The sequence below is a fragment of the Streptomyces sp. NBC_01275 genome (assembly GCF_026340655.1).
Taxonomy (GTDB): Bacteria; Actinomycetota; Actinomycetes; order Streptomycetales; family Streptomycetaceae; genus Streptomyces.
The window spans coordinates 6,798,729-6,818,711 of sequence record NZ_JAPEOZ010000001.1; the positions used below are offsets into that span (position 1 = coordinate 6,798,729).

14 protein-coding genes are annotated in these 19,983 nt (G+C 72.2%); 8 read left to right on the top strand and 6 right to left on the bottom strand.

The window, feature by feature from the left end; genetic code table 11:
- Positions 1 to 100 precede the first annotated feature (100 nt).
- From OG562_RS30270 to serA, 5 genes are all read left to right on the top strand, one after another.
- The gene (locus OG562_RS30270) at positions 101 to 3,298 is read left to right on the top strand and encodes a bifunctional diguanylate cyclase/phosphodiesterase (protein ID WP_266403471.1); all 3,198 of its coding nucleotides are present in this window, start codon (positions 101 to 103) and stop codon (positions 3,296 to 3,298) included.
- 252 nt (positions 3,299 to 3,550) lie between these two features.
- Positions 3,551 to 5,401, top strand: a complete 1,851-nt coding sequence (locus OG562_RS30275) for an acetolactate synthase large subunit (protein ID WP_266403474.1) — start codon at positions 3,551 to 3,553, stop codon at positions 5,399 to 5,401.
- A gap of 22 nt (positions 5,402 to 5,423) precedes the next feature.
- The gene (gene ilvN / locus OG562_RS30280) at positions 5,424 to 5,948 is read left to right on the top strand and encodes an acetolactate synthase small subunit (protein ID WP_266403477.1); all 525 of its coding nucleotides are present in this window, start codon (positions 5,424 to 5,426) and stop codon (positions 5,946 to 5,948) included.
- A gap of 136 nt (positions 5,949 to 6,084) precedes the next feature.
- A complete protein-coding gene (gene ilvC / locus OG562_RS30285; protein ID WP_093781113.1) occupies positions 6,085 to 7,083 on the top strand; it encodes a ketol-acid reductoisomerase in 999 nt (332 codons plus the stop codon).
- A 235-nt stretch (positions 7,084 to 7,318) separates the two neighbouring features.
- Positions 7,319 to 8,908, top strand: coding sequence for a phosphoglycerate dehydrogenase (serA, locus tag OG562_RS30290; RefSeq protein WP_266403481.1), 1,590 nt, complete (start codon positions 7,319 to 7,321; stop codon positions 8,906 to 8,908).
- Between the two features lie 155 nt (positions 8,909 to 9,063).
- Here serA and OG562_RS30295 read toward each other — a convergent pair whose 3' ends face one another.
- On the bottom strand, positions 9,064 to 10,581 hold the full coding sequence (locus OG562_RS30295; RefSeq protein ID WP_266403484.1) for an MFS transporter: 1,518 nt from the start codon (positions 10,579 to 10,581) through the stop codon (positions 9,064 to 9,066).
- Positions 10,582 to 10,704: 123 nt separating this feature from the next.
- Between OG562_RS30295 and OG562_RS30300 the strand changes: the two genes are divergently transcribed.
- Positions 10,705 to 11,340, top strand: coding sequence for a TetR/AcrR family transcriptional regulator (locus OG562_RS30300; protein WP_266403487.1), 636 nt, complete (start codon positions 10,705 to 10,707; stop codon positions 11,338 to 11,340).
- On the opposite strand, the gene OG562_RS30305 is transcribed toward OG562_RS30300, so the two are convergent.
- Genes OG562_RS30305 through OG562_RS30320 form a run of 4 tightly spaced genes read right to left on the bottom strand, consistent with a single transcriptional unit; the run spans position 11,291 to position 16,266 of the window.
- A complete protein-coding gene (locus OG562_RS30305) occupies positions 11,291 to 12,004 on the bottom strand; it encodes a dipeptide/oligopeptide/nickel ABC transporter ATP-binding protein (protein WP_266403489.1) in 714 nt (237 codons plus the stop codon). The genes OG562_RS30300 and OG562_RS30305 overlap by 50 nt on opposite strands.
- Positions 12,001 to 12,978, bottom strand: a complete 978-nt coding sequence (locus OG562_RS30310; protein ID WP_266403491.1) for an ABC transporter ATP-binding protein — start codon at positions 12,976 to 12,978, stop codon at positions 12,001 to 12,003. Before OG562_RS30310 ends, OG562_RS30305 begins: the two co-directional genes overlap by 4 nt.
- Entirely contained in the window at positions 12,968 to 14,767 is a 1,800-nt protein-coding gene (locus OG562_RS30315) for an ABC transporter permease subunit (protein WP_266403492.1), read from the bottom strand. Before OG562_RS30315 ends, OG562_RS30310 begins: the two co-directional genes overlap by 11 nt.
- Positions 14,764 to 16,266 carry an ABC transporter substrate-binding protein gene (locus OG562_RS30320; RefSeq protein WP_266403494.1) on the bottom strand — a complete coding sequence of 501 codons (1,503 nt, stop codon included), beginning with the start codon at positions 16,264 to 16,266 and terminating at the stop codon, positions 14,764 to 14,766. Before OG562_RS30320 ends, OG562_RS30315 begins: the two co-directional genes overlap by 4 nt.
- Before the next feature lie 186 nt (positions 16,267 to 16,452).
- Between OG562_RS30320 and OG562_RS30325 the strand changes: the two genes are divergently transcribed.
- Positions 16,453 to 18,000, top strand: coding sequence for a hypothetical protein (locus OG562_RS30325; protein ID WP_266403497.1), 1,548 nt, complete (start codon positions 16,453 to 16,455; stop codon positions 17,998 to 18,000).
- Positions 18,001 to 18,018: 18 nt separating this feature from the next.
- Here the strand turns inward: OG562_RS30325 and OG562_RS30330 are convergent, their stop codons facing one another.
- Complete coding sequence (locus OG562_RS30330; RefSeq protein ID WP_266403500.1) at positions 18,019 to 18,984, bottom strand: LysR family transcriptional regulator; 966 nt, start codon at positions 18,982 to 18,984, stop codon at positions 18,019 to 18,021.
- Positions 18,985 to 19,096: 112 nt separating this feature from the next.
- Between OG562_RS30330 and OG562_RS30335 the strand changes: the two genes are divergently transcribed.
- Positions 19,097 to 19,981, top strand: coding sequence for an NAD(P)H-binding protein (locus OG562_RS30335; protein WP_266403502.1), 885 nt, complete (start codon positions 19,097 to 19,099; stop codon positions 19,979 to 19,981).
- Positions 19,982 to 19,983 lie beyond the last annotated feature (2 nt).

A 19,983-nucleotide genomic window follows, 5' to 3' on the forward strand; every position in this document is an offset into this window, starting at 1 on the left:
GCAGTCATCATCACCGCAAGGGCGGCGGCCGCAGGAGGCATGCGCACCCAGCGCACCCGGACCCGAGGGACTCGGGAGCGGCGCGGACCGGGAGGACCCGGTGACATCGCCGACCTCCACGACCCTCCTCGACGGAAGCGTGCGGGAGCGGCCTCCGGCGAAGACGTCGCCGAGCGGACCGCCGACCTCGTGCGCCCGGACGGGCCTGGTCCACCGGCTGCTGCTGTCCCTGGTGTGCGCGGGATACGCCGTCGGTTCCGCGCTCAACTGGGGCTCGACCCAACTCGCCCTGATCATGGGCGACTTCGGGCTCACCGCGGCCGCGGGCACCGCAGCGGTGTCCTGCTTCCTCTACGCGCGCACCCGCCGCGTCCGCTTTCGACCCGCCTGGCTGCTGTTCTCGCTCTCCTCGGCGATGGCGGCCCTGGGCAATCTCGTCTGGGGGTGGTACGAGGTCGTCCTGCACCGGCCCGTGCCCAGCCCCAGCTACGCCGACCTGTTCTTCCTGTGCTTCGCCCCGCCCGCGATCGTGGGCCTGCTGGTGCTCGCCGCCCGGCCCATGTCGAAGGCGGGCTGGGTGTGCCTGGGCCTCGACGCCTGGCTCATCGCGGGCTCCCTGCTCACCCTGTCCTGGAGCCTCGCCCTCGCCCAGGCGGCGAAGTTCGACGGGCCGAGCGTGGCGCACACGGCGCTGTCCCTGGCGTACCCGCTGCTCGACATCGCCCTGGTGAGCATGGTGCTCGTGCTGCACTTCCGGCGCTCGCCCGTGAACCGCACGGCGGTCAACATGGCCGTCGGCGCACTCGCGTTGACCGTGATGTGCGACGCCCTGTTCACCTCGCCGCTGCTGCACAACAACTACCGCTCGGGCCAACTCCTGGACGCGGGCTGGTTCGCGGGCTCCCTGCTCCTCGCCTACGCGCCCTGGGCCGCTTCCCGGCAGCGCGGGCCGGGGTGGGAAGAGGGGCACACACGCGTGGTGCACGAGCATGTGCCCGGACAGCGCCCCGGCGGCCACCCCGCCGCCGTGCCGCCGCAGGCGTCCGCCCAGACGTCAGGACACCAGACGTCAGGACACCAGACGCCGGGGCAGCAGGCGCCGGGACATCAGCCGTCCGGAAATCAGCCAGCCGGACATCCGGCCTCGGGGCACCCGCACCCGCAGGCACCGCCCCAAGGCGGCGATCACGGTCGCTATCCGGTCACCCGGCCCATCACCGGCTCCCTCGCGGCCCTCACGCCGTATCTCGCCGCCGCCGTCTGCACGCTGGGGATCCTCTACAACGTCCTCAACGGCCGCAGCGTCGACCGCGTGGTGCTGCTCACCGGCGGCACGGTCGTGCTCGCGCTCGTGGTGCGCCAGGGGATCATGCTGCTCGACAACATCGCCCTTACCCAGGAGCTGGCGCAGAAGGAGAACCACTTCCGCTCCCTGGTGCAGGGCTCCAGCGACGTCATCATGATCGCCGCCCCCACCGGCGTCCTGCGCTATGTCTCCCCGGCCGCCGCCGGGGTCTACGGACGGCCCGCCGAGGACCTGGTGGGCAGCGAGCTGGCCGATCTCATCCACCCGGAGGACCTGGGCTGCGTGGTGCACGAGGTGCGCCGCTTCCTCGCCGCCAGCCCCCAGGACGAGCCCACCACCCGCATCGAGTGCCGCTTCCGTTCCGGCGATGGGGGCGCCTCCCGCTCTGGGGGCACCTCCCGGCCGGAGGCTGGGGGAGAAGCCGGGAGTGGGGGAGGCTGGCTCAACGTCGAGTCCACCGTCAACCGTCACCACGGCGGCCTGATCTTCAACAGCCGGGACGTCACCGAACGGGTGCGCCTGCAGGCGCAGCTCCAGCACAACGCCGAGCACGACCCGCTGACCGACCTGCCCAACCGCGCGCTGTTCACCCGGCGCGTCCAGCAGGCCCTGTCCGGCCGCCGCAGCTCCGACCGGGGCCCCGCCCTGCGGAACACGGCCGTCCTCTTCATCGACCTGGACGGCTTCAAGGCCGTCAACGACACCATCGGGCACCAGGCCGGGGACGAGCTGCTCGTCCAGGCCGCCCGCAGACTCGAGGACGCCGTCCGCAAGGGCGACACGGCGTCCCGGCTGGGCGGCGACGAGTTCGCGGCCCTGATCGTCGGCGACGGCACCCGGGACCGGGGGGCCCGCGAAGGCCACATCCTGGAGCTCGCCGACCGCCTCAGGCTCACGCTCTCGCAGCCGTACCTCATCGACGGCAACGAGGTCCGGGTCGCCGCGTCCATCGGCGTCGCCTTCGCCGAACCGGGCCTCGGAGCCGGCGAACTGCTGCGCAACGCCGACCTCGCCATGTACCGCGCCAAGGCGGGCGGCAAGGGCCGGGTCGAGCTGTACAAGCCACAGATGCAGCAGGACGTCGTACGCAAGGCGGAGGTGGCCACGCGGCTGCGGGCCGCGCTGCACGACGGCGAGTTCACGCTGCTGCACCAGCCCGTGGTGCGGCTGGAGGACGGCCGGATCGCGTCGGTCGCCGCACAGGCCCGCTGGCGCTCTTCGCAGGGCGTGCTGTTCACGCCCGCGGAGTTCCTGCGGGTCGCGGAGGACGGCGACAAGACCGCCGAGCTGGACCGCTGGCTCCTGGAGGAGGCCGTCGAGCAGGCCGCCGACCGCTGCGCGAGCGGGTTGAACGTGCCGGTGGTGGTCCGCGTCGGCGCCCGCCGCCTGCTGGACCGGTCGATGCCCCTGGGGTCCGTGGAGGCGCTGCTGACGCGGCACGGGCTGCCGTCCGGGTCGCTCGTGGTCGAGCTGTCCGACACCGATCCGAGGGCCCCGCTGGACGAGCTGGAGCGGCGGCTGGGCGCGCTGCGCCGACTCGGCGTCCGGATCGCCCTCGACGGCTTCGGCAGCGGCTTCGCGGCGCTCACAGCGCTGCGCAGGCTCCCGGTCGACGTGGTGAAGCTCGACCGTTCGCTGGTCGAGGGCGTCGTGGAGTCCGCGCGGCTGCACAAGATCACCAGTGGGCTGCTGCGGATCGCCGGCGATCTCGGGCTGCAGTCCGTGGCCGAGGGCGTGGATCTGCCCGAGCAGGTCGTCGCCCTGCGCGCGATGGGCTGCACCCATGGACAGGGCATGGCGTTCTCCGGGCCGCTCGACGAGTACCGGCTGCGACGGGCGCTCGCGTCCGGCCGCTATCCGGTGCCGCACGGTCCCGCGGAACCCGCGTTCGCGGGCGGGGGCGCTGGGGTGTACACCAGTGGTGTGACCGCCGTCCTGGGGAGCGGAAGTGCCCTTCGTTCACATAATGAGACTCCCGTCCCACCCACTTGACAGTCGGTGCGCGCCGGGGGGAGGGTCATTGCCATGCGCACCCGAATTCTCGTACTTGGAAAGCGCGTCGGCTGAAGCTGGTGACGTCCGGACGGACCCGGAACGCACAGCGACCCACACCCGGCGCGCTCCCCTCGCTTGCCTTTTGGCACGAGGGGTTTTTTGTTGCACAAAACCAGCGGCACCACTGCCGTAAGACCGCTCAGTGAAACCCTCAGCAGTAAAACCCTCAGCATCGAGAAGAGAATGACGATGACCGAGCAGGCCACCGGGGCCCATCCGCAGCCGCGGCCCCGATCCGGAGGAACGCACTCCGCGTCCGTCGAGCACGTGACGGGTGCGCAGTCCCTCATCCGTTCTCTCGAGGAGGTCGGCGCCGACACGGTATTCGGCATTCCCGGCGGTGCGATCCTTCCTGCCTACGACCCGCTGATGGACTCGACCCGGGTCCGGCACGTCCTGGTCCGGCACGAGCAGGGCGCGGGCCACGCGGCCACCGGGTACGCGCAGGCCACCGGCAGGGTCGGCGTCTGCATGGCCACCTCCGGCCCCGGCGCCACCAACCTGGTGACCCCGATCGCCGACGCCCACATGGACTCGGTGCCGCTCGTGGCGATCACCGGGCAGGTGGCGTCGAAGGCGATCGGCACGGACGCCTTCCAGGAGGCGGACATCGTCGGCATCACCATGCCGATCACCAAGCACAACTTCCTGGTCACCAAGGCCGAGGACATCCCGCGGATCATCGCGCAGGCCTTCCACATCGCCTCCACCGGCCGGCCGGGCCCGGTCCTGGTCGACATCGCCAAGGACGCCCTCCAGGCGAAGACCACCTTCTCCTGGCCGCCCACCATGGACCTGCCCGGCTACCGCCCGGTGACCAAGCCGCACGCCAAGCAGATCCGCGAGGCCGCCAAGCTGATCACCGCCGCCAAGCGGCCGATCCTGTACGTCGGCGGCGGCGTCCTCAAGGCCGGCGCCACCGCCGAGCTGAAGGTCCTCGCCGAGCTGACCGGGGCGCCGGTCACCACCACGCTGATGGCGCTGGGCGCGTTCCCCGACAGCCACCCGCAGCACCTGGGCATGCCGGGCATGCACGGCTCGGTCGCCGCCGTCACCGGTCTGCAGAAGGCCGACCTGATCGTCGCCCTCGGCGCCCGCTTCGACGACCGCGTCACCGGCAGGCTGGACAGCTTCGCGCCGTACGCCAAGATCGTCCACGCGGACATCGACCCGGCCGAGATCGGCAAGAACCGCGCCGCGGACGTGCCGATCGTCGGGGACGCCCGCGAGGTCATCGCCGACCTGGTCCAGGCGGTCCAGAAGGAGCACAGCGAGGGCCATCAGGGCGACTACACCGCCTGGTGGAAGGACCTGAGCCGCTGGCGGGACACCTACCCGCTCGGCTACGACCAGCCCGCCGACGGCTCGCTCTCCCCGCAGCAGGTCATCGAGCGCATCGGACAGCTCGCCCCCGAGGACACGATCTTCGCCGCGGGCGTCGGCCAGCACCAGATGTGGGCCGCCCACTTCGTCCGGTACGAGAAGCCCGCCACCTGGCTGAACTCCGGCGGCGCGGGCACCATGGGCTACGCGGTCCCGGCCGCGATGGGCGCCAAGGCCGGTCGGCCCGGCCAGACGGTCTGGGCGATCGACGGCGACGGCTGCTTCCAGATGACCAACCAGGAACTGACCACCTGCGCCCTGAACAACATCCCGATCAAGGTCGCCATCATCAACAACGGCGCCCTCGGAATGGTCCGCCAGTGGCAGACCCTGTTCTACAACCAGCGCTACTCCAACACCGTGCTGCACTCCGGCCCCGAGGCCGACGGCAAGCAGCCGAGCGCCGGCACCCGCGTCCCCGACTTCGTGAAGCTGTCGGAGGCCATGGGCTGCTACGCGATCCGCTGCGAGTCCCCGGACGACCTCGACAAGGTCATCGAAGAGGCGAACTCGATCAACGACCGCCCGGTCGTCATCGACTTCATCGTCCACGAGGACGCGATGGTGTGGCCGATGGTCGCCGCAGGCACCTCCAACGACGAGATCATGGCCGCCCGGGACGTCCGCCCCGACTTCGGCGACAACGAAGACGACTGAGCGAGAGAGACGTAAAGAAGACATGTCCAAGCACACGCTCTCCGTCCTGGTGGAGAACAAGCCGGGCATCCTGGCCCGGATCGCAGCCCTGTTCTCCCGGCGCGGCTTCAACATCGACTCGCTCGCCGTCGGCGTCACCGAGCACCCCGACATCTCCCGCATCACGATCGTGGTGAGCGTCGACGCCCTGCCGCTGGAGCAGGTCACCAAGCAGCTCAACAAGCTCGTCGAGGTGCTGAAGATCGTCGAGCTGGAGCCGTCGCAGGCCGTTCACCGTGAACTCGTTCTGGTGAAGGTGCGCGCCGACAACGAGACGCGCTCCCAGATCGTCGAGATCGTCCAGCTGTTCCGCGCCAAGACCGTCGACGTCTCCCCGGAGGCCGTGACCATCGAGGCCACCGGCGGCCACGACAAGCTGTCCGCCATGCTCAAGATGCTGGAACCGTACGGCATCAAGGAACTGGTCCAGTCCGGCACGATCGCGATCGGCCGGGGCGCCCGCTCGATCACGGACCGTTCGCTGCGCGCCCTCGACCGGTCGGCGTAAGGATGGGTACGGGCGGTCGGCGTCACCGACCGCCCGCACACCGAGAACCGCCCGTATACCGAGACCCCGAGACTTCCCTTCCGCCCGCCGTCATACGGTGGGACGCAACACCTGCACACCAAGGAGAGAACCCAAAGTGGCCGAGCTGTTCTACGACGCCGACGCCGACCTGTCCATCATCCAGGGCCGCAAGGTCGCGGTCATCGGATACGGCAGCCAGGGCCACGCCCACGCCCTGTCGCTCCGTGACTCCGGTGTCGACGTGCGGGTCGGTCTGCACGAGGGCTCCAAGTCCAAGGCCAAGGCCGAGGAGCAGGGCCTGCGCGTGGTGACGCCCGCCGAGGCCGCCGCCGAGGCCGACGTCATCATGATCCTCATCCCGGACCCGATCCAGGCCCAGGTCTACGAGGAGTCCATCGCCCCGAACCTGAACGACGGCGACGCGCTCTTCTTCGCCCACGGCTTCAACGTCCGCTTCGGCTTCATCAAGGCCCCGGCCGGCGTCGACGTCGCCCTGGTCGCCCCGAAGGGCCCGGGTCACCTCGTGCGCCGCCAGTACGAGGAGGGCCGCGGCGTCCCCGCGATCGCCGCCGTCGAGCAGGACGCCACCGGCAACGCCTTCGCGCTGGCCCTGTCGTACGCCAAGGGCATCGGCGGCACCCGCGCCGGCGTCATCAAGACGACCTTCACCGAGGAGACCGAGACCGACCTGTTCGGTGAGCAGGCCGTCCTCTGCGGTGGCACCTCCGCGCTGGTCAAGGCGGGCTTCGAGACCCTGGTCGAGGCCGGCTACCAGCCCGAGATCGCCTACTTCGAGTGCCTGCACGAGCTGAAGCTGATCGTCGACCTCATGTACGAGGGCGGCCTGGAGAAGATGCGCTGGAGCGTCTCCGAGACCGCCGAGTGGGGCGACTACATCACCGGCCCGCGCATCATCACCGATGCCACCAAGGCCGAGATGAAGCAGGTCCTCGCCGAGATCCAGGACGGCACCTTCGCCCAGAACTGGATGGACGAGTACCACGGCGGCCTGAAGAAGTACAACGAGTACAAGACCGCGGACTCCGAGCACCTGCTGGAGACCACCGGCAAGCAGCTCCGCAAGCTGATGAGCTGGGTGAACGACGAGGCGTAAGTCTCGAGGCCAGGGGGCCGGAGCGGATCGCTCCGGCCCTCTTGTCCATCCCGGCCGATCACGGACGGGTGATCCTTCCGCGGAGGCGTAAGGCGACCTCCGGCGCAGCACTACACTGCTGCACTACATACGCGTTCAGGCCCACAGCGTCGTGCGTCTTCCACGCGGCTAGCCCCTCCTCCGCCTGCGGCCGTCGGGACGGCCGTCCGCACGCATTGGACTTGTGAGGACTCACGTGAGCTCGAAACCTGTCGTACTCATCGCTGAAGAGCTGTCGCCCGCGACTGTGGACGCGCTTGGCCCGGACTTCGAGATCCGGCACTGCAACGGAGCGGATCGAGCCGAACTGCTCCCGGCCATCGCCGACGTCGACGCGATCCTGATCCGCTCGGCGACCAAGGTCGACGCCGAGGCGATCGCCGCCGCGAAGAAGCTGAAGGTCGTCGCACGAGCCGGCGTCGGCCTGGACAACGTCGACGTCTCCTCCGCCACCAAGGCGGGCGTGATGGTCGTCAACGCCCCCACCTCCAACATCGTGACCGCGGCCGAGCTGGCCTGCGGTCTGCTGCTGGCCACCGCCCGTCACATTCCGCAGGCCAACGCCGCGCTGAAGAACGGCGAGTGGAAGCGCAGCAAGTACACGGGCGTGGAGCTGGCCGAGAAGACCCTCGGCGTCGTGGGCCTCGGGCGCATCGGCGCGCTCGTCGCCCAGCGCATGTCCGGCTTCGGCATGAAGGTCGTCGCCTACGACCCCTACGTGCAGCCCGCGCGCGCCGCGCAGATGGGCGTCAAGGTGCTGACGCTGGACGAGCTGCTCGAGGTCTCCGACTTCATCACCGTCCACCTGCCCAAGACCCCCGAGACGGTCGGTCTGATCGGCGACGAGGCGCTGCGCAAGGTCAAGCCCAGCGTGCGCATCGTCAACGCCGCGCGCGGCGGGATCGTCGACGAGGAGGCGCTGTACTCGGCGCTGAAGGAGGGCCGGGTCGCCGGCGCCGGCCTCGACGTGTACGCGAAGGAGCCCTGCACGGACTCCCCGCTGTTCGAGTTCGACCAGGTCGTGGCCACCCCGCACCTCGGCGCGTCCACCGACGAGGCGCAGGAGAAGGCCGGCATCGCCGTCGCCCGCTCGGTGCGCCTCGCCCTCGCCGGCGAGCTCGTGCCCGACGCGGTGAACGTCCAGGGCGGCGTCATCGCCCAGGACGTCAAGCCCGGACTGCCCCTCGCCGAGCGCCTCGGCCGCATCTTCACCGCCCTCGCGGGCGAGGTCGCGGTCCGCCTCGACGTCGAGGTGTACGGCGAGATCACCCAGCACGATGTGAAGGTGCTGGAGCTCAGCGCGCTCAAGGGTGTGTTCGAGGACGTCGTCGACGAGACCGTGTCCTACGTCAACGCGCCGCTGTTCGCGCAGGAGCGCGGGGTCGAGGTCCGCCTGACCACCAGCTCCGAGTCCGCCGACCACCGCAACGTGGTCACCGTGCGCGGCACGCTCTCGGACGGCGAGGAGGTGTCGGTCTCCGGCACGCTGGCCGGCCCGAAGCACCTCCAGAAGATCGTCGCGGTCGGCGAGTACGACGTCGACCTCGCCCTCGCCGACCACATGGTCGTCCTCAAGTACGAGGACCGTCCCGGTGTCGTCGGCACGGTCGGTCGTATCTTCGGCGAGGCGGGCATCAACATCGCCGGCATGCAGGTCGCTCGTGCGGCGGCGGGCGGGGAGGCGTTGGCCGTGCTGACCGTGGACGACTCGGTTCCGGCTGCGGTGCTGGGGGAGGTCGCGGCGGAGATCGGCGCGACGTCCGCCCGTGCGGTGAACTTGGTCTGACCGCTCGTTTCCGGTGACCGTCGGTCGAGGTCGCCGTCCCTGGGGGCTGCCGCCCCCAGGCCCCCGCTGTCGGCCCCCAAGGGCCTCGTCCTCAAACGCAGGACGGGCTGTTGTGCCGACCTGGGCCACAAAGGCGCCGGACGTGCTGAGGTTTCTCAGTTCGTCCGGCGTTCTGCGTTGCGCAGCGTCGCCGTCGCCGCCACGGCCGCCCCCGCCAGCAGCACCGCCCCCGCGATCGCCGCGCCGTGCATCCCGTGGGTGAAGGCCTCCCGTGCCGCCGTCGCCAGGGCGTCTCCCGTGCGCCCGGGGAGTCGGCCGGCGGCGGCCAGTGCGCCGCCGAGGGTCTCCCGGGCCGGCGCCGGGGCCGAGGCCGGGATGTCGTGGCGGTAGATCGCCGTGCCGATGGAGCCGAGGGTCGCCATGCCCAGCGCGCCGCCGAACTCCGCGCCGGTCTCCAGCAGGGAGGACGCCGAGCCGGCGCGTTCGACCGGGGCCGTGCTCATCGCGAGGTCGGTCATCTGGGAGATCACCATGACGATCCCGGAGGCGAGGACCCCGGCGGCGGTCAGCGCGAGCCACAGCGAGTCGGCGCCGACGAGGGCCAGCAGGGCATAGCCGGCCGAGGCGGTCGCGAAGCCCGCCGCGACGACGTGGGCCCGGTCGACGCCCTTCTGGACCAGGACGGTGGCCAGCGGGGCCGCCGCGCCGATCGGCACCGAGGGCAGCAGCGCCCACAGGGCCGCTTCCAGCGCGCTCTTGCCGAGCACCGACTGCAGGTACTGCGTGGTGAAGAACGCCGAGCCCAGCATCGCGAACGACGAGACGAGGTTCAGGACGACCGCGGGGGCGAAGCCGCGGCCGCGGAACAGGTCCGGGGAGATCATCGGCGAGGCCGCCGTGCGCTGACGGTGGACGAAGAGGGCCCCGAAGAACAGACCGACGACGATCGAGACGACGTACTCCGTGTGCCAGCCGTCGGAGGGGATCTCCTTGAGGCCGTAGACGACGGGGAGGACGGCGGCCATCGACAGGGGGACGCTCGGCCAGTCGAAGCGGCCGGGCTTCGGGTCCCTGGACTCGGGGAGCAGGATCGGGCCGAGGACGAGGAGCAGCGCCATCGCGGGCAGGTTGACCAGGAAGATCGAGCCCCACCAGAAGTACTGGACGAGCACCCCGCTCATCACCGAGCCGAGTGCGATGCCGGCCGTCATCACGCCGGACCACAGGCCGATCGCCTTCGCGCGCTGGCCGGGGTCGGTGAACATGGTGCGGATCAGGGCCATCGTCGAGGGCATCAGGGTCGCGCCGCCGATGCCGAGGACCGCGCGGGCCGCGATGAGGGTCTCGGCGCTGTCGGCGTAGGCGGCGATCAGCGATGCGGCGCCGAAGGCCGCGGCGCCGATGAGCAGCAGCCTGCGGCGGCCGATGCGGTCGCCGAGCGAGCCCATCGTCATCAGCAGGCCCGCCAGCACGAACGCGTAGACGTCGAAGATCCACAGCTGCTGGGTGCCGCTGGGATCCAGGTCCGCGCTGATCGCCGGGATGGCGAAGTAGAGGACGGAGACGTCCATCGAGACCAGCAGCAGCGGAAGCATCAGGACGCCGAGGGCGGTCCATTCGCGGCGGCCGGCGCGGGCGGCCGGGGTGGTGGCGGTGCTTGTCGGGTTCGTCATGGCAGTGACTGTACGAGCGTATTAAACGGTTGTCTAGAACGAATGTATAAGTCGCCCGTGTAAGTCATCTGTATAAGTCATCTGTATGGGACGGTTGTATGGATCGGCGGTAGGGTGAGGGTCATGGGACACCGTGAGGATCTGCTCGAGGGCGCGAAGCGCTGCCTGCTGGAGAAGGGGTTCCTGCGCACGACCGCGCGGGACGTCGTCAAGGAGTCGGGGACGAACCTGGCGTCCATCGGCTACCACTACGGCTCGAAGGACGCCCTGCTGGTGCAGGCCTACGTCTCGCTGATCGAGGCCGCCGGCGACGACTTCGACCCCGGCCGGGACGCGGGCGGCGAGGCGACGGCGCCCGCCGGATCGCTGGCGCGCTTCCAGGAGGTGTGGGCCAGCGTCATCGGCTCGCTGCCCGAGTCGCGGGCGATCTGGCTGCTGAGCTTCGAGATCATCCTCCAGGGCGACCGGCTCCCCGAGGTGCGCAAACTTCTCGCCGAGGCGCAGGAGCAGGGCCGCTCGGGGATCGTGCCCCTGTTCAACGGCGTCCCGGAGGCGGAGCTCGACCAGGAGACCGTCGACACCGAGGGGCGCTTCTACCAGACCCTGCTCAACGGGCTCATGGTCCAGTGGCTCTTCGACCAGGGCTCCGCGACCAGCGCCGAGCAGCTCACCGAGGGCCTTCGGCGGGTGATCGCGGGGGCCGAGGGGGTCAAGGGCGTCGAGGGGGCTGACGGGGCTGACGGGGCTGAGGGGAGCTGATCCGCCCGTCCCGCATCTCCAGAACCCGGTCCGCGAAGTGCCGTACGACGGCCCGGTCGTGGCAGATGAACAGATAGCCGAGGCCCAGCTCGTCCTGGAGATCGGCCAGCAGGTTCAGCACTCCGGCCCGTACGGACGGGTCCAGGGCCGACACCGGTTCGTCGAGGACCAGCAGGCGCGGCTCGGAGGCGAGCGCGCGGGCGATGCCGGCGCGCTGGCACTGACCGCCGGACAGCTCGTCGGGCCGCCGGTCGCCGTACGACGGGTCCAGGCCGACCCGGTCGAGCAGCTCGGCCACCCGGGCCGGGCCGTCGGCCGCGCTCCAGCGTCCCTGCGCCTTCAGCGGCTCCGCCACCGCGTCGCGGATGCGGTGGCGGGGGCTGAGGGAGCCGTAGGGGTCCTGGAAGACCGGTTGCATACGGGGACGCAGCGGGCGCAGCTCGCGTTCGGTGAGGGTCGTCAACTCCCGTCCCTCGAACATGACTTGGCCCGCGTTCGGGCGGCGCAACTGGAGTACCGCGAGCGCGGTGGAGGACTTGCCGCAGCCGGACGGGCCGTCGAGGGCGAGGGTCTCGCCCGGTTCCAGGGCGAAGGAGACGCGGTCGACGGCGGTGAACGAGCCGTAGCGCACGACGAGGTCGCGGACGTCGAGCAGGGGGTTCATGCGTGCTGTCGCCTGTTCTGCTCGGGGAACAACTCGTCCGGTGCGTGGGGGACTTCGTGCGCCCGATGACAGGCCGTCAACCGTCCGTCGATCTCCCGGAGTTCCGGCTCCTCGACCGTGCAGCGGTCCGTCGCCAGCGGGCAGCGCGGTGCGAAGGCACAGCCCGGCGGGAGCGCGCCCGGGGCGGGCGGGACGCCGGGGAGGGTGGGCAGGCGGCGGCGCCGGGGGCCGTCCGGTCGCGGGAGGGAGGCCAGCAGGCCTGCGGTGTAGGGGGCCCGGGGGCGGTCCGACACCGCCCGCACCGGGCCGAGTTCGACGGCCCGGCCCGCGTACATGACCAGCATGCGGTCCGCGTGGTCGCGGACGACGTCCAGGTCGTGGGTGACCAGGACGAGCGCGGCGCCGACCGCCTCGCGCTGCTCCGCGAGCAGCTTCAGCACCAGCTCCCGGCGGTCGGCGTCCAGTGCGGTGGTCGGTTCGTCGGCCACCAGGATCTCCGGTTCGTTCACGGTGGCCATCGCGATGACCGCCCGCTGGCGCATGCCTCCGGAGAACTCGTGCGGGTACGCGCGTGCCGCCCGGGCCGCGTCGGGGATGCCCACCCGCTCCAGCGCGGCCACCGCCCGTGCGTGCGCCTCCCGGCGTCCTGCGCGCCGCACCGACCGTACGGCCGCGGCGAGTTGGTCGCCGACCCGATGGACGGGGGACAGCGCCGAGAGGGCGTCCTGGGGGACCAGGGCGATACGGCGGCCCCGCGCGCCGGACAGGTCCGGGCGGACCGTCCCTGCGGTCGCCGCCTGTCTCGGCAGCATGCCCAGCAGCGCCGACGCGGTCAGGCTCTTGCCCGCGCCCGACTCGCCCACCAGGGCGAACACCTCGCGGGCCCGGACGTCGAACGACACCCCGCGCACGGCTTCGTCGCCGCCGAAGGAGATACGCAGGTCACGCACGGAGAGCAGGGGCTCAGACGCCAACGAGGGTCTCCTTGTTCATCGTCTTCGTCGTCTTCGTCGTCTTCGGCATCTGGTTCTTCCGGTTCGTCGTCGTCCGGTCCTTCGCGGTCCGGGCGGCCCCGCGCCCCTGGGTGTACGCCGCTCCCGTCACCGCCAGTCCCGCGAGCAACGCCAGGGCGACGGCCGGGGACAGAGCCGCCCAGGGGGCCCGTTCCACATAGGCGCGGGACTCGTCCAGGAGGAGTCCCCACTCGGGGGCGGGCGGCTGGGCGCCCAGGCCCAGGAAGCCCAGGGAGGCGAGCGCGAGGGCGATGCCGGGCAGGCGGAGGAGGGCGTGGCGGGCGACCGGGGCCGCCACCGACGGGAGCACGTGCCGGGTGAGGATCCAGGACGGGGACGCGCCGATCGCCCGCTGGGCGGTGAGATACGCCGACGCCCGCACCTCCTGCACCAGGGCCGCCGCGTGCGCGGCCGGCGGGGGCCAGGAGATCAGGGCGACCGCCAGGGCGGCCCCGCCGGTTCCGGGTCCGGCCGCCGCGGCGACCAGGATGCCGACGATCACGGGCGGCAGGGCGTTGGCGATGTCCGCCGCGCCCGCCGCGACGCCCGGCAGGAACCCCAGGGCCAGGGACACGACCAGGCTGAGCAGACAGACGGCGGCCGCCGTGCCGACCGTGGTCGCGGCCCCATGGCCGAGCCGGGCCAGCACATCCCGTCCGAGCCCGTCCGTGCCGAGCGGATGCGCCCACGACGGCCGCGCCAGTCGCGCGGCCGTGTGCACCGCGTACGGATCGCGCAGCAGCCCCCACCCGATCGCCGTCAGCAGTACGGCGGCCAGGGTCAGCGGGATCGCCGGGCGGACGCGGACCGGGTGGGCCGGGGGCGGTTGCAGCGACGCGTCCCGCAGCGCCGGGCCCAGCAGTCGTCGCCGGGCCGACGCCGCCGTCGCGCCCGTGACGAGGCCGAGCAGCAGCAGGGCCAGCACCGACCCCTGGAGCAGCGGCAGGTCCTGCGACTTGGCCGCGCCCAGCGCCGTACGCCCGATGCCGGGGATCGCGAACACCGTCTCCACCGCGACCGCGCCGCCCGTCAGACCCACGGCGGCCATCCCGAACTGCGGGACCAGCGGCGGGAGTACGCGGCGCAGGGCGGCCGCCGAGATCCGGGCCCGGCCGACGCCCGCGCCCCGCCACAGCTCGACCCACCGCTCCTCCAGCACCGCGGGCAGCGCGTCCGCGACCAGGCGTCCGAGGAGCCCGCCCGCCGGGACCCCGAGGGCGACGGCGGGCAGGACCAGGTGCTGCGGCCCCTGCCATCCGGAGGTCGGCAGCCACCCCAGCCACACCCCGCACACCAGCAGCCCCACCGTGGCCAGCAGGAACTCCGGTACGGCGGCCAGCATCGCCGCCCCCGCCCCGGCCGAGGCGTGTCCCCGGCGCAGGACCGGTGCGACGAGCACGACGGCGAGCAGTACCGCCACGCCGAGGGCCGCGCCCATGAGCGCCAGCGACACCTGGAGGCCGGCCGCGACCGACGGCAGGACGTCGGTCCCGGAGACCCAGGACGTGCCGAGGTCGCCGTGGGCCAGGCGGGCCGCCCAACTCCCCAGCAGGGAGAGGGGACCCGCGTCCAGGCCGAGGTCGCGGCGGATCGCGTCCAGGGCCTCCCGGGTGGGCTCCTGCTCGGCGGAGCGGGCGCGCAGGACGGTCAGCGCGGGGTCGCGGCCGGAGAGCCAGGGCAGCAGCCCCACGGCGGCGACGACCCCGAGGAGGGCGACGGCGCGGGTGAACCCGGCGGCGGTGGGCCTCACTTGACGTAGGTGGCGGCCGTGACCAGCTCCCGCTCGCGCGGGTCGTGCGCGACCGCGACGACCCCGGCGGCGTCGCCCTGGATCACCCGCTCGTGCAGCATCGGCACGGCCGCGTCGGTCGCGAGGACGGCGGCCTCGGCGGCGACGACGGCCTTACGGCGCGCGTCACCGGTGGGCGTCTCGGCGGCCTTCTTCAACTCGGCGTCCACGGAAGGGTCCTGGAGCTGGGCGATGTTGAAGGAGCCGTCGGAGGCGAAGTCGCTGTAGAGGTAGGCGGCCGGGTCGCCGGAGTCCAGGACGGTGGCCCGGGAGAGGATGAACGCGTCGAACGCGCCCGCCAGTGCGTCGGATTCGATGTTCGCGTACTCGCGCACCTCCAGCTTCACCTTGAACCCGGCTTTCTGCAGCTGCTGTTGGAGGGCGGCGGCCACCTCGGGCAGCTCGGCGCGGTCGGTGAAGGTGCCGATGGTGACGGTCTTTCCGGCCGGATCGCCGGCGTCGGCGCGTCGCACCGGCGTGCGCAGTCCGGCCGCCCACGGCAGCGCGGGTCCCAGCAGCCCCTCGGCGACGTCGGCGCGTCCCTCGTACACGCCCTTCACGATCGACTCGGCGTCGATCGCCTCCCGGGCGGCGGCCCGCAGCGAGGCGTCCTTGAAGACGCCCTTCCCGGTGTTGAGGTAGAGGGTGTTGGTGCGCGGCATCGGCACCTCGGTGATCAGGTCCTCGTCCAGCAGCGCGGCCTGGGACACCGGGACCGCCTCGACGATGTCGGCCTCCCCGCTGCGCAGCGCGGCGGCGCGGGCGGTGCCGTCGGGCACGAACCGTACGTCGATGCCGGGGGCCTTGGCCCTGTCGCCCCAGTAGGCGTCGTAGCGGTCGAGGGCGGCCGAGGCGGTGCCGTCGACCCGGGTCAGCTCGAAGGGGCCGGTGCCCGCGCCGACGGGGTTCACCGTCTTCCCCGTGTACGCCTTCGCCGCGAGGACCGACAGCTGCGGCGAGCTGAGCCGCTGCGGGACCAGAGGGTCCTCGTCGGCCGTGGTGACGGTGACCGTGTCGGAGTCGGCGGCCTTCGCGGTCAGTTCGACGCCGTCCAGGATGCGGGGCTTGGGGGCGGCGGTGGCGGCCTTGGTCAGCGACCGCACGACGGCGTCGGCGTCGAGTGCCGTGCCGTCGTGGAAGGTGACGCCGTCGCGTATCTCGAAGGTCCAGGTGCGGCCCGACTGCTGCCACTCGGTGGCGAGCGCGGCCTCGGGGTCGCCGTCCGCGTCCAGCTTCACCAGGGTCTCGGCGGTCGACCAACGGGAGAGCTTGAAGGCGTCGTCGGAGAGCGGGGACAGGCCCGAGCGCGGCGGCTGCATCATCGCGATGCGCACACGCCTGCCCTCCGTGTCCGTGGAGCCGTCCGCGGCGGATCCGTCGCCGGTGAAACACCCGGTGAGCAGCGCCGAGGCGGCCGTGAGGGCGGTGACGGGGAGCAGACGGCGAGCGGGCAGGCGCATGGAACCCTCCGGGTAAAGGGGCGGGTAAAGGGGTGGTCAAGGCGAGTGCGCCGACAGTAGCATGATGATAATCGTTTTCAATATCGAGTTCGCTTCTCGGCGGCGGTCTCCACGGCGGCTTCCACGGCGGTCTCCACAGCGGTCTCCGAGGGGAACTGCCCCGGCGGACCGCGCGTCGAGAAGATCGTGACGAACATCGACGACCCCTTCCTCGACGGCCCCTCCCACCGCTCCGGCCCCGCCGACCCTTCCGCCCCCGCCGACCTCGCCGACCTCTCCCGTACCTGGGACGCCCTCCGCCAGCTGAAGACCTCGGCCCGCGACGCCGACTCCGACCGCGCGGTCCTCGACTGCGCCGCCCGTCTCGCCGCCGCCCCCGACGGGGAGAGCGCCCTCATCTGGACCCTCGGGCTCGCGCTGATGGCCCCGTACGCGGCCTGGATACCCGGCGAGGGAGTCGAGCGAGCGGCCTGGGAGGCGCTGGAGGCCACGGACCGCGAGCTGCGCGACCGCCCCTGCGACCACGCCTCGCACCCGTACCGGATCCATGACGCCGAAGAGGACGACTGGCACCTCGCCGGCACGGTGCGACGGCTCGCGGCCGCCGAGGCGGACGAGACGGCCGAGTGGGAGGAGGAACAGCCGCGCGACGAATGGCTCTGCCCGCGCAACGTCGCCGGCTACGCCCGCATCGCCCTCGACATCCTCGACCCGGGCTCGGTGTCGGACGTTCCGCCCCGGCTTCCGGCGGAGATCCAGAGCGACATCAAGTCGCTGTCGTCGGTGCTGAACCTCTATCCCTACGGCGACCCCGACGACGACCTGGCTCCCCAGGCCTGGAGCCTCTCCGTCGCCGGCGACGGAGACCGCCCCGGACGGCTGCTGGTCGCCAGGGCGATCAGCTGGCACATCGCGTCCGGCCTGGTACACCGGAAGTCGATCTTCGACGACCTCATCGAGGCCTTGGAGGAGACGTTGCCGCACTACGCCGGGGCGACCTGCGAGCACGCCGGGCACCCGGACCTGGAGAACAGCAGCCCGGAGGCCGCCGAGACCGGCCTACGGCTGAGCTGCCCCGCCGGACGGGCGATCTACGAGCGCGATCGCGAGGACTGGGACAACCCTCCCCTGGACGAGCTGCTGTGCCCGGCCCGCCTGGAGGAGGTCGCCGAGGAGACGCTGTCGACCCTGGTGGAGGGCCGCGACCGAATCTTCGGCGACCTCCCCACCGCCCACCTCGACGCCGAGTACCTGCGCGCGGACGGCCGCCTGGAGATCGAGAAGATAGCCGAACGCCTCGAACTCCAGGGCCGGAACGAGCAGTACGCCGACGGTCTGGGCCTGTGGGCCGCCCGCCGACACGAGTCCGCCGACGCCCGTGAACGCGCCGTCCTGCTGCTCACCGCCCACCAGGCGACGCAGATCGCCTACCCGAGCCCGCTGTACGCCGTGACCCGCGGTGTCCTCGACCTGATGCGCACCGTCGCCGCCGCGCCCCAGCCCGCCGACTGCGCCCACCCCGACGAACACCCGGCGCTGCAGCGAGCGGAGTTCCGGCACGGTCTGGCACACCTCTACGCCCCCGACGAGTTCCCGCCCACCGAGCACTCCCGCAGCCTGGAGTCCTGGACGTGCCCGCGGTTCGCCGCGACGGTCGCCCAGGAGTGCATCGAGAGCCTGGAGGACGTGTACCAGCTCGATGAGGACGAAGAGGAGGAGGGCGAGGGCGAGTAGGGAGTAGCGAGTACAGCGTCAGGCAGAGGCCTCGGCCGTGCGGTCGGCGCGGTCCCTGCGGTCCATGGGATACACGCTGCCGGCGATCGCCAGCGCCGTGCGGACGAAGGCGGCCACGGCGGGGGAGCGGGACTCCTGCGGCCAGGCCAGGGCGAGTTCGAGGGGCGGGAGGTCGCTCACGGTCCGGTAGGCGACGCCCGGCCGGGGGTGGCGTCGGGCGATCGACGCCGGCGGAAACCACAGGATGCTGCCCAGTTCGACGAGGCTGAAGATCTGGGTCTGGTCCCGGAAGCGGTGCGGGCTCGCCGTGGCCGAGAGGTGGGCCGACGGCGGCCGGTCGTCGTCGCGGGAGTCGGTCGGGGCGAGCGGAGGGAGGCACTCCCGGTCCGCGGGACGCCCGTCGGGCAGGACCCTTCCCGCGAGGTCGGCCAGCCGCAGGCGGCTGTGCGCGGCCAGCGGATCGGTCGCCGCGACGGCGAGGAGACGCGGTTCGGTCAGCAGCGGTTCGACGTCGAGGCCGCGGACGTCGAACGGCCGGGGCAGCAGGGCGAGGTCCGCGCGGCCGTCGCGCAGCGCCGGCACCTGCTCCTCGCGTCCGCCGAGCAGGAGTTCCACGGGGAGGGCAGCCGCCTCGTCCCGGTAGGCGGCGAGGATCCGCGGCAGCAGTCCGCCGTCGTAGTCGGCCTTGAGCGCCAGGCGCAGCGCGGGCCGGGACTGCCCGGCGTGCCGGGCCCGCCGGGCGGCGGCGGTGACCGCGTCGAGCGCCGTGCGGGCGTCGCGCAACAGGATCTCGCCGGCGGACGTGAGGGCGACCCGGCGCGTGGTCCGCTCCAGCAGCGTCACGCCCAGCTGCCGTTCCAGCTCGCGGATCGCCCGCGACAGCGGAGGCTGCGCCATGCCCAGCCGCTGCGCCGCCCGTCCGAAGTGCAGTTCCTCGGCGACGGCCACGAAGTACCGGAGTTGTCTGACCTCCAGATCACTCATACCTCCACGGTATCAGTGGCGTCGAGATCGGTCCTTCAGGTCTGCTGCCGCCGCGAGTTGACTGAAGAACGTCCTCCCACCCGCGGTTCTGTCACTTCTGTCAGGGGTTCTCATGATCGTCGTCACTGCTCCCACCGGTCAGATCGGCCGGCGGACGCTCGACCGGCTGCTGGCCGCCGGAGCGCCGGTCCGGGTGATCGTGCGCGACGCCGCCCGCCTCCCCGGCGCGGTGCGCGAGCGGGCCGAGGTCGTCCAGGGCTCGCACGGCGACCCGGACGTGGTCGCCGAGGCGTTCGCCGGGGCGGACTCCGTCTTCTGGCTGGCGCCGCCGAACCCGCGCGCCGACAGCCTCGACGCCGTGTACGCGGAGTTCAGCCGGCCGGCGAGCGTGGCCCTGGAGACCCAGGGCGTCAAGCGGGTCGTCGCCGTCTCGGCCCTCGGCCGCGGCACGCCCCTGGCCGACCGCGCCGGTCATGTCACCGCCTGCCTCGCCATGGACGACCTGCTGGCCGGCGCCGGTGTGAGCTACCGGGCCCTGGCCCTGCCCTCGTTCATGGACAACCTGCTGCGCCAGACCGAACTGATCAGGGAGCGGTCCCTGTTCACCTCGCCCTGCTCGGGAAGCCTCGCGAGGCCCGCCTGTGCCGTCGACGACATCGCCGCGGTCGCCGCGGACCTGCTGCTCGACGGCGCGTGGAGCGGGGTGGAAGAGGTGCCCGTGCTGGGGCCGGAGGACCTGTCCTTCGACGACATGGCCCGGATCATGTCCGAGGTGCTGGAGCGTCCGATCCGCTTCCGGCAGGTTCCGGGCCCGGAGTACAGGGCCCAGATGCTGGGGTTCGGCATGTCCGAGGCCATCGTCCAGGGGCTGTGGGACATGGCGGTCGCCAAGGACGCCGGACTCGACAACGCCGTGCCGCGCACCGCCGCCGCCCGTACGCCCACCACCTTCCGCCAGTGGTGCGAGAACGTGCTCAAGCCGGCCGTCCTGGCGTGAGC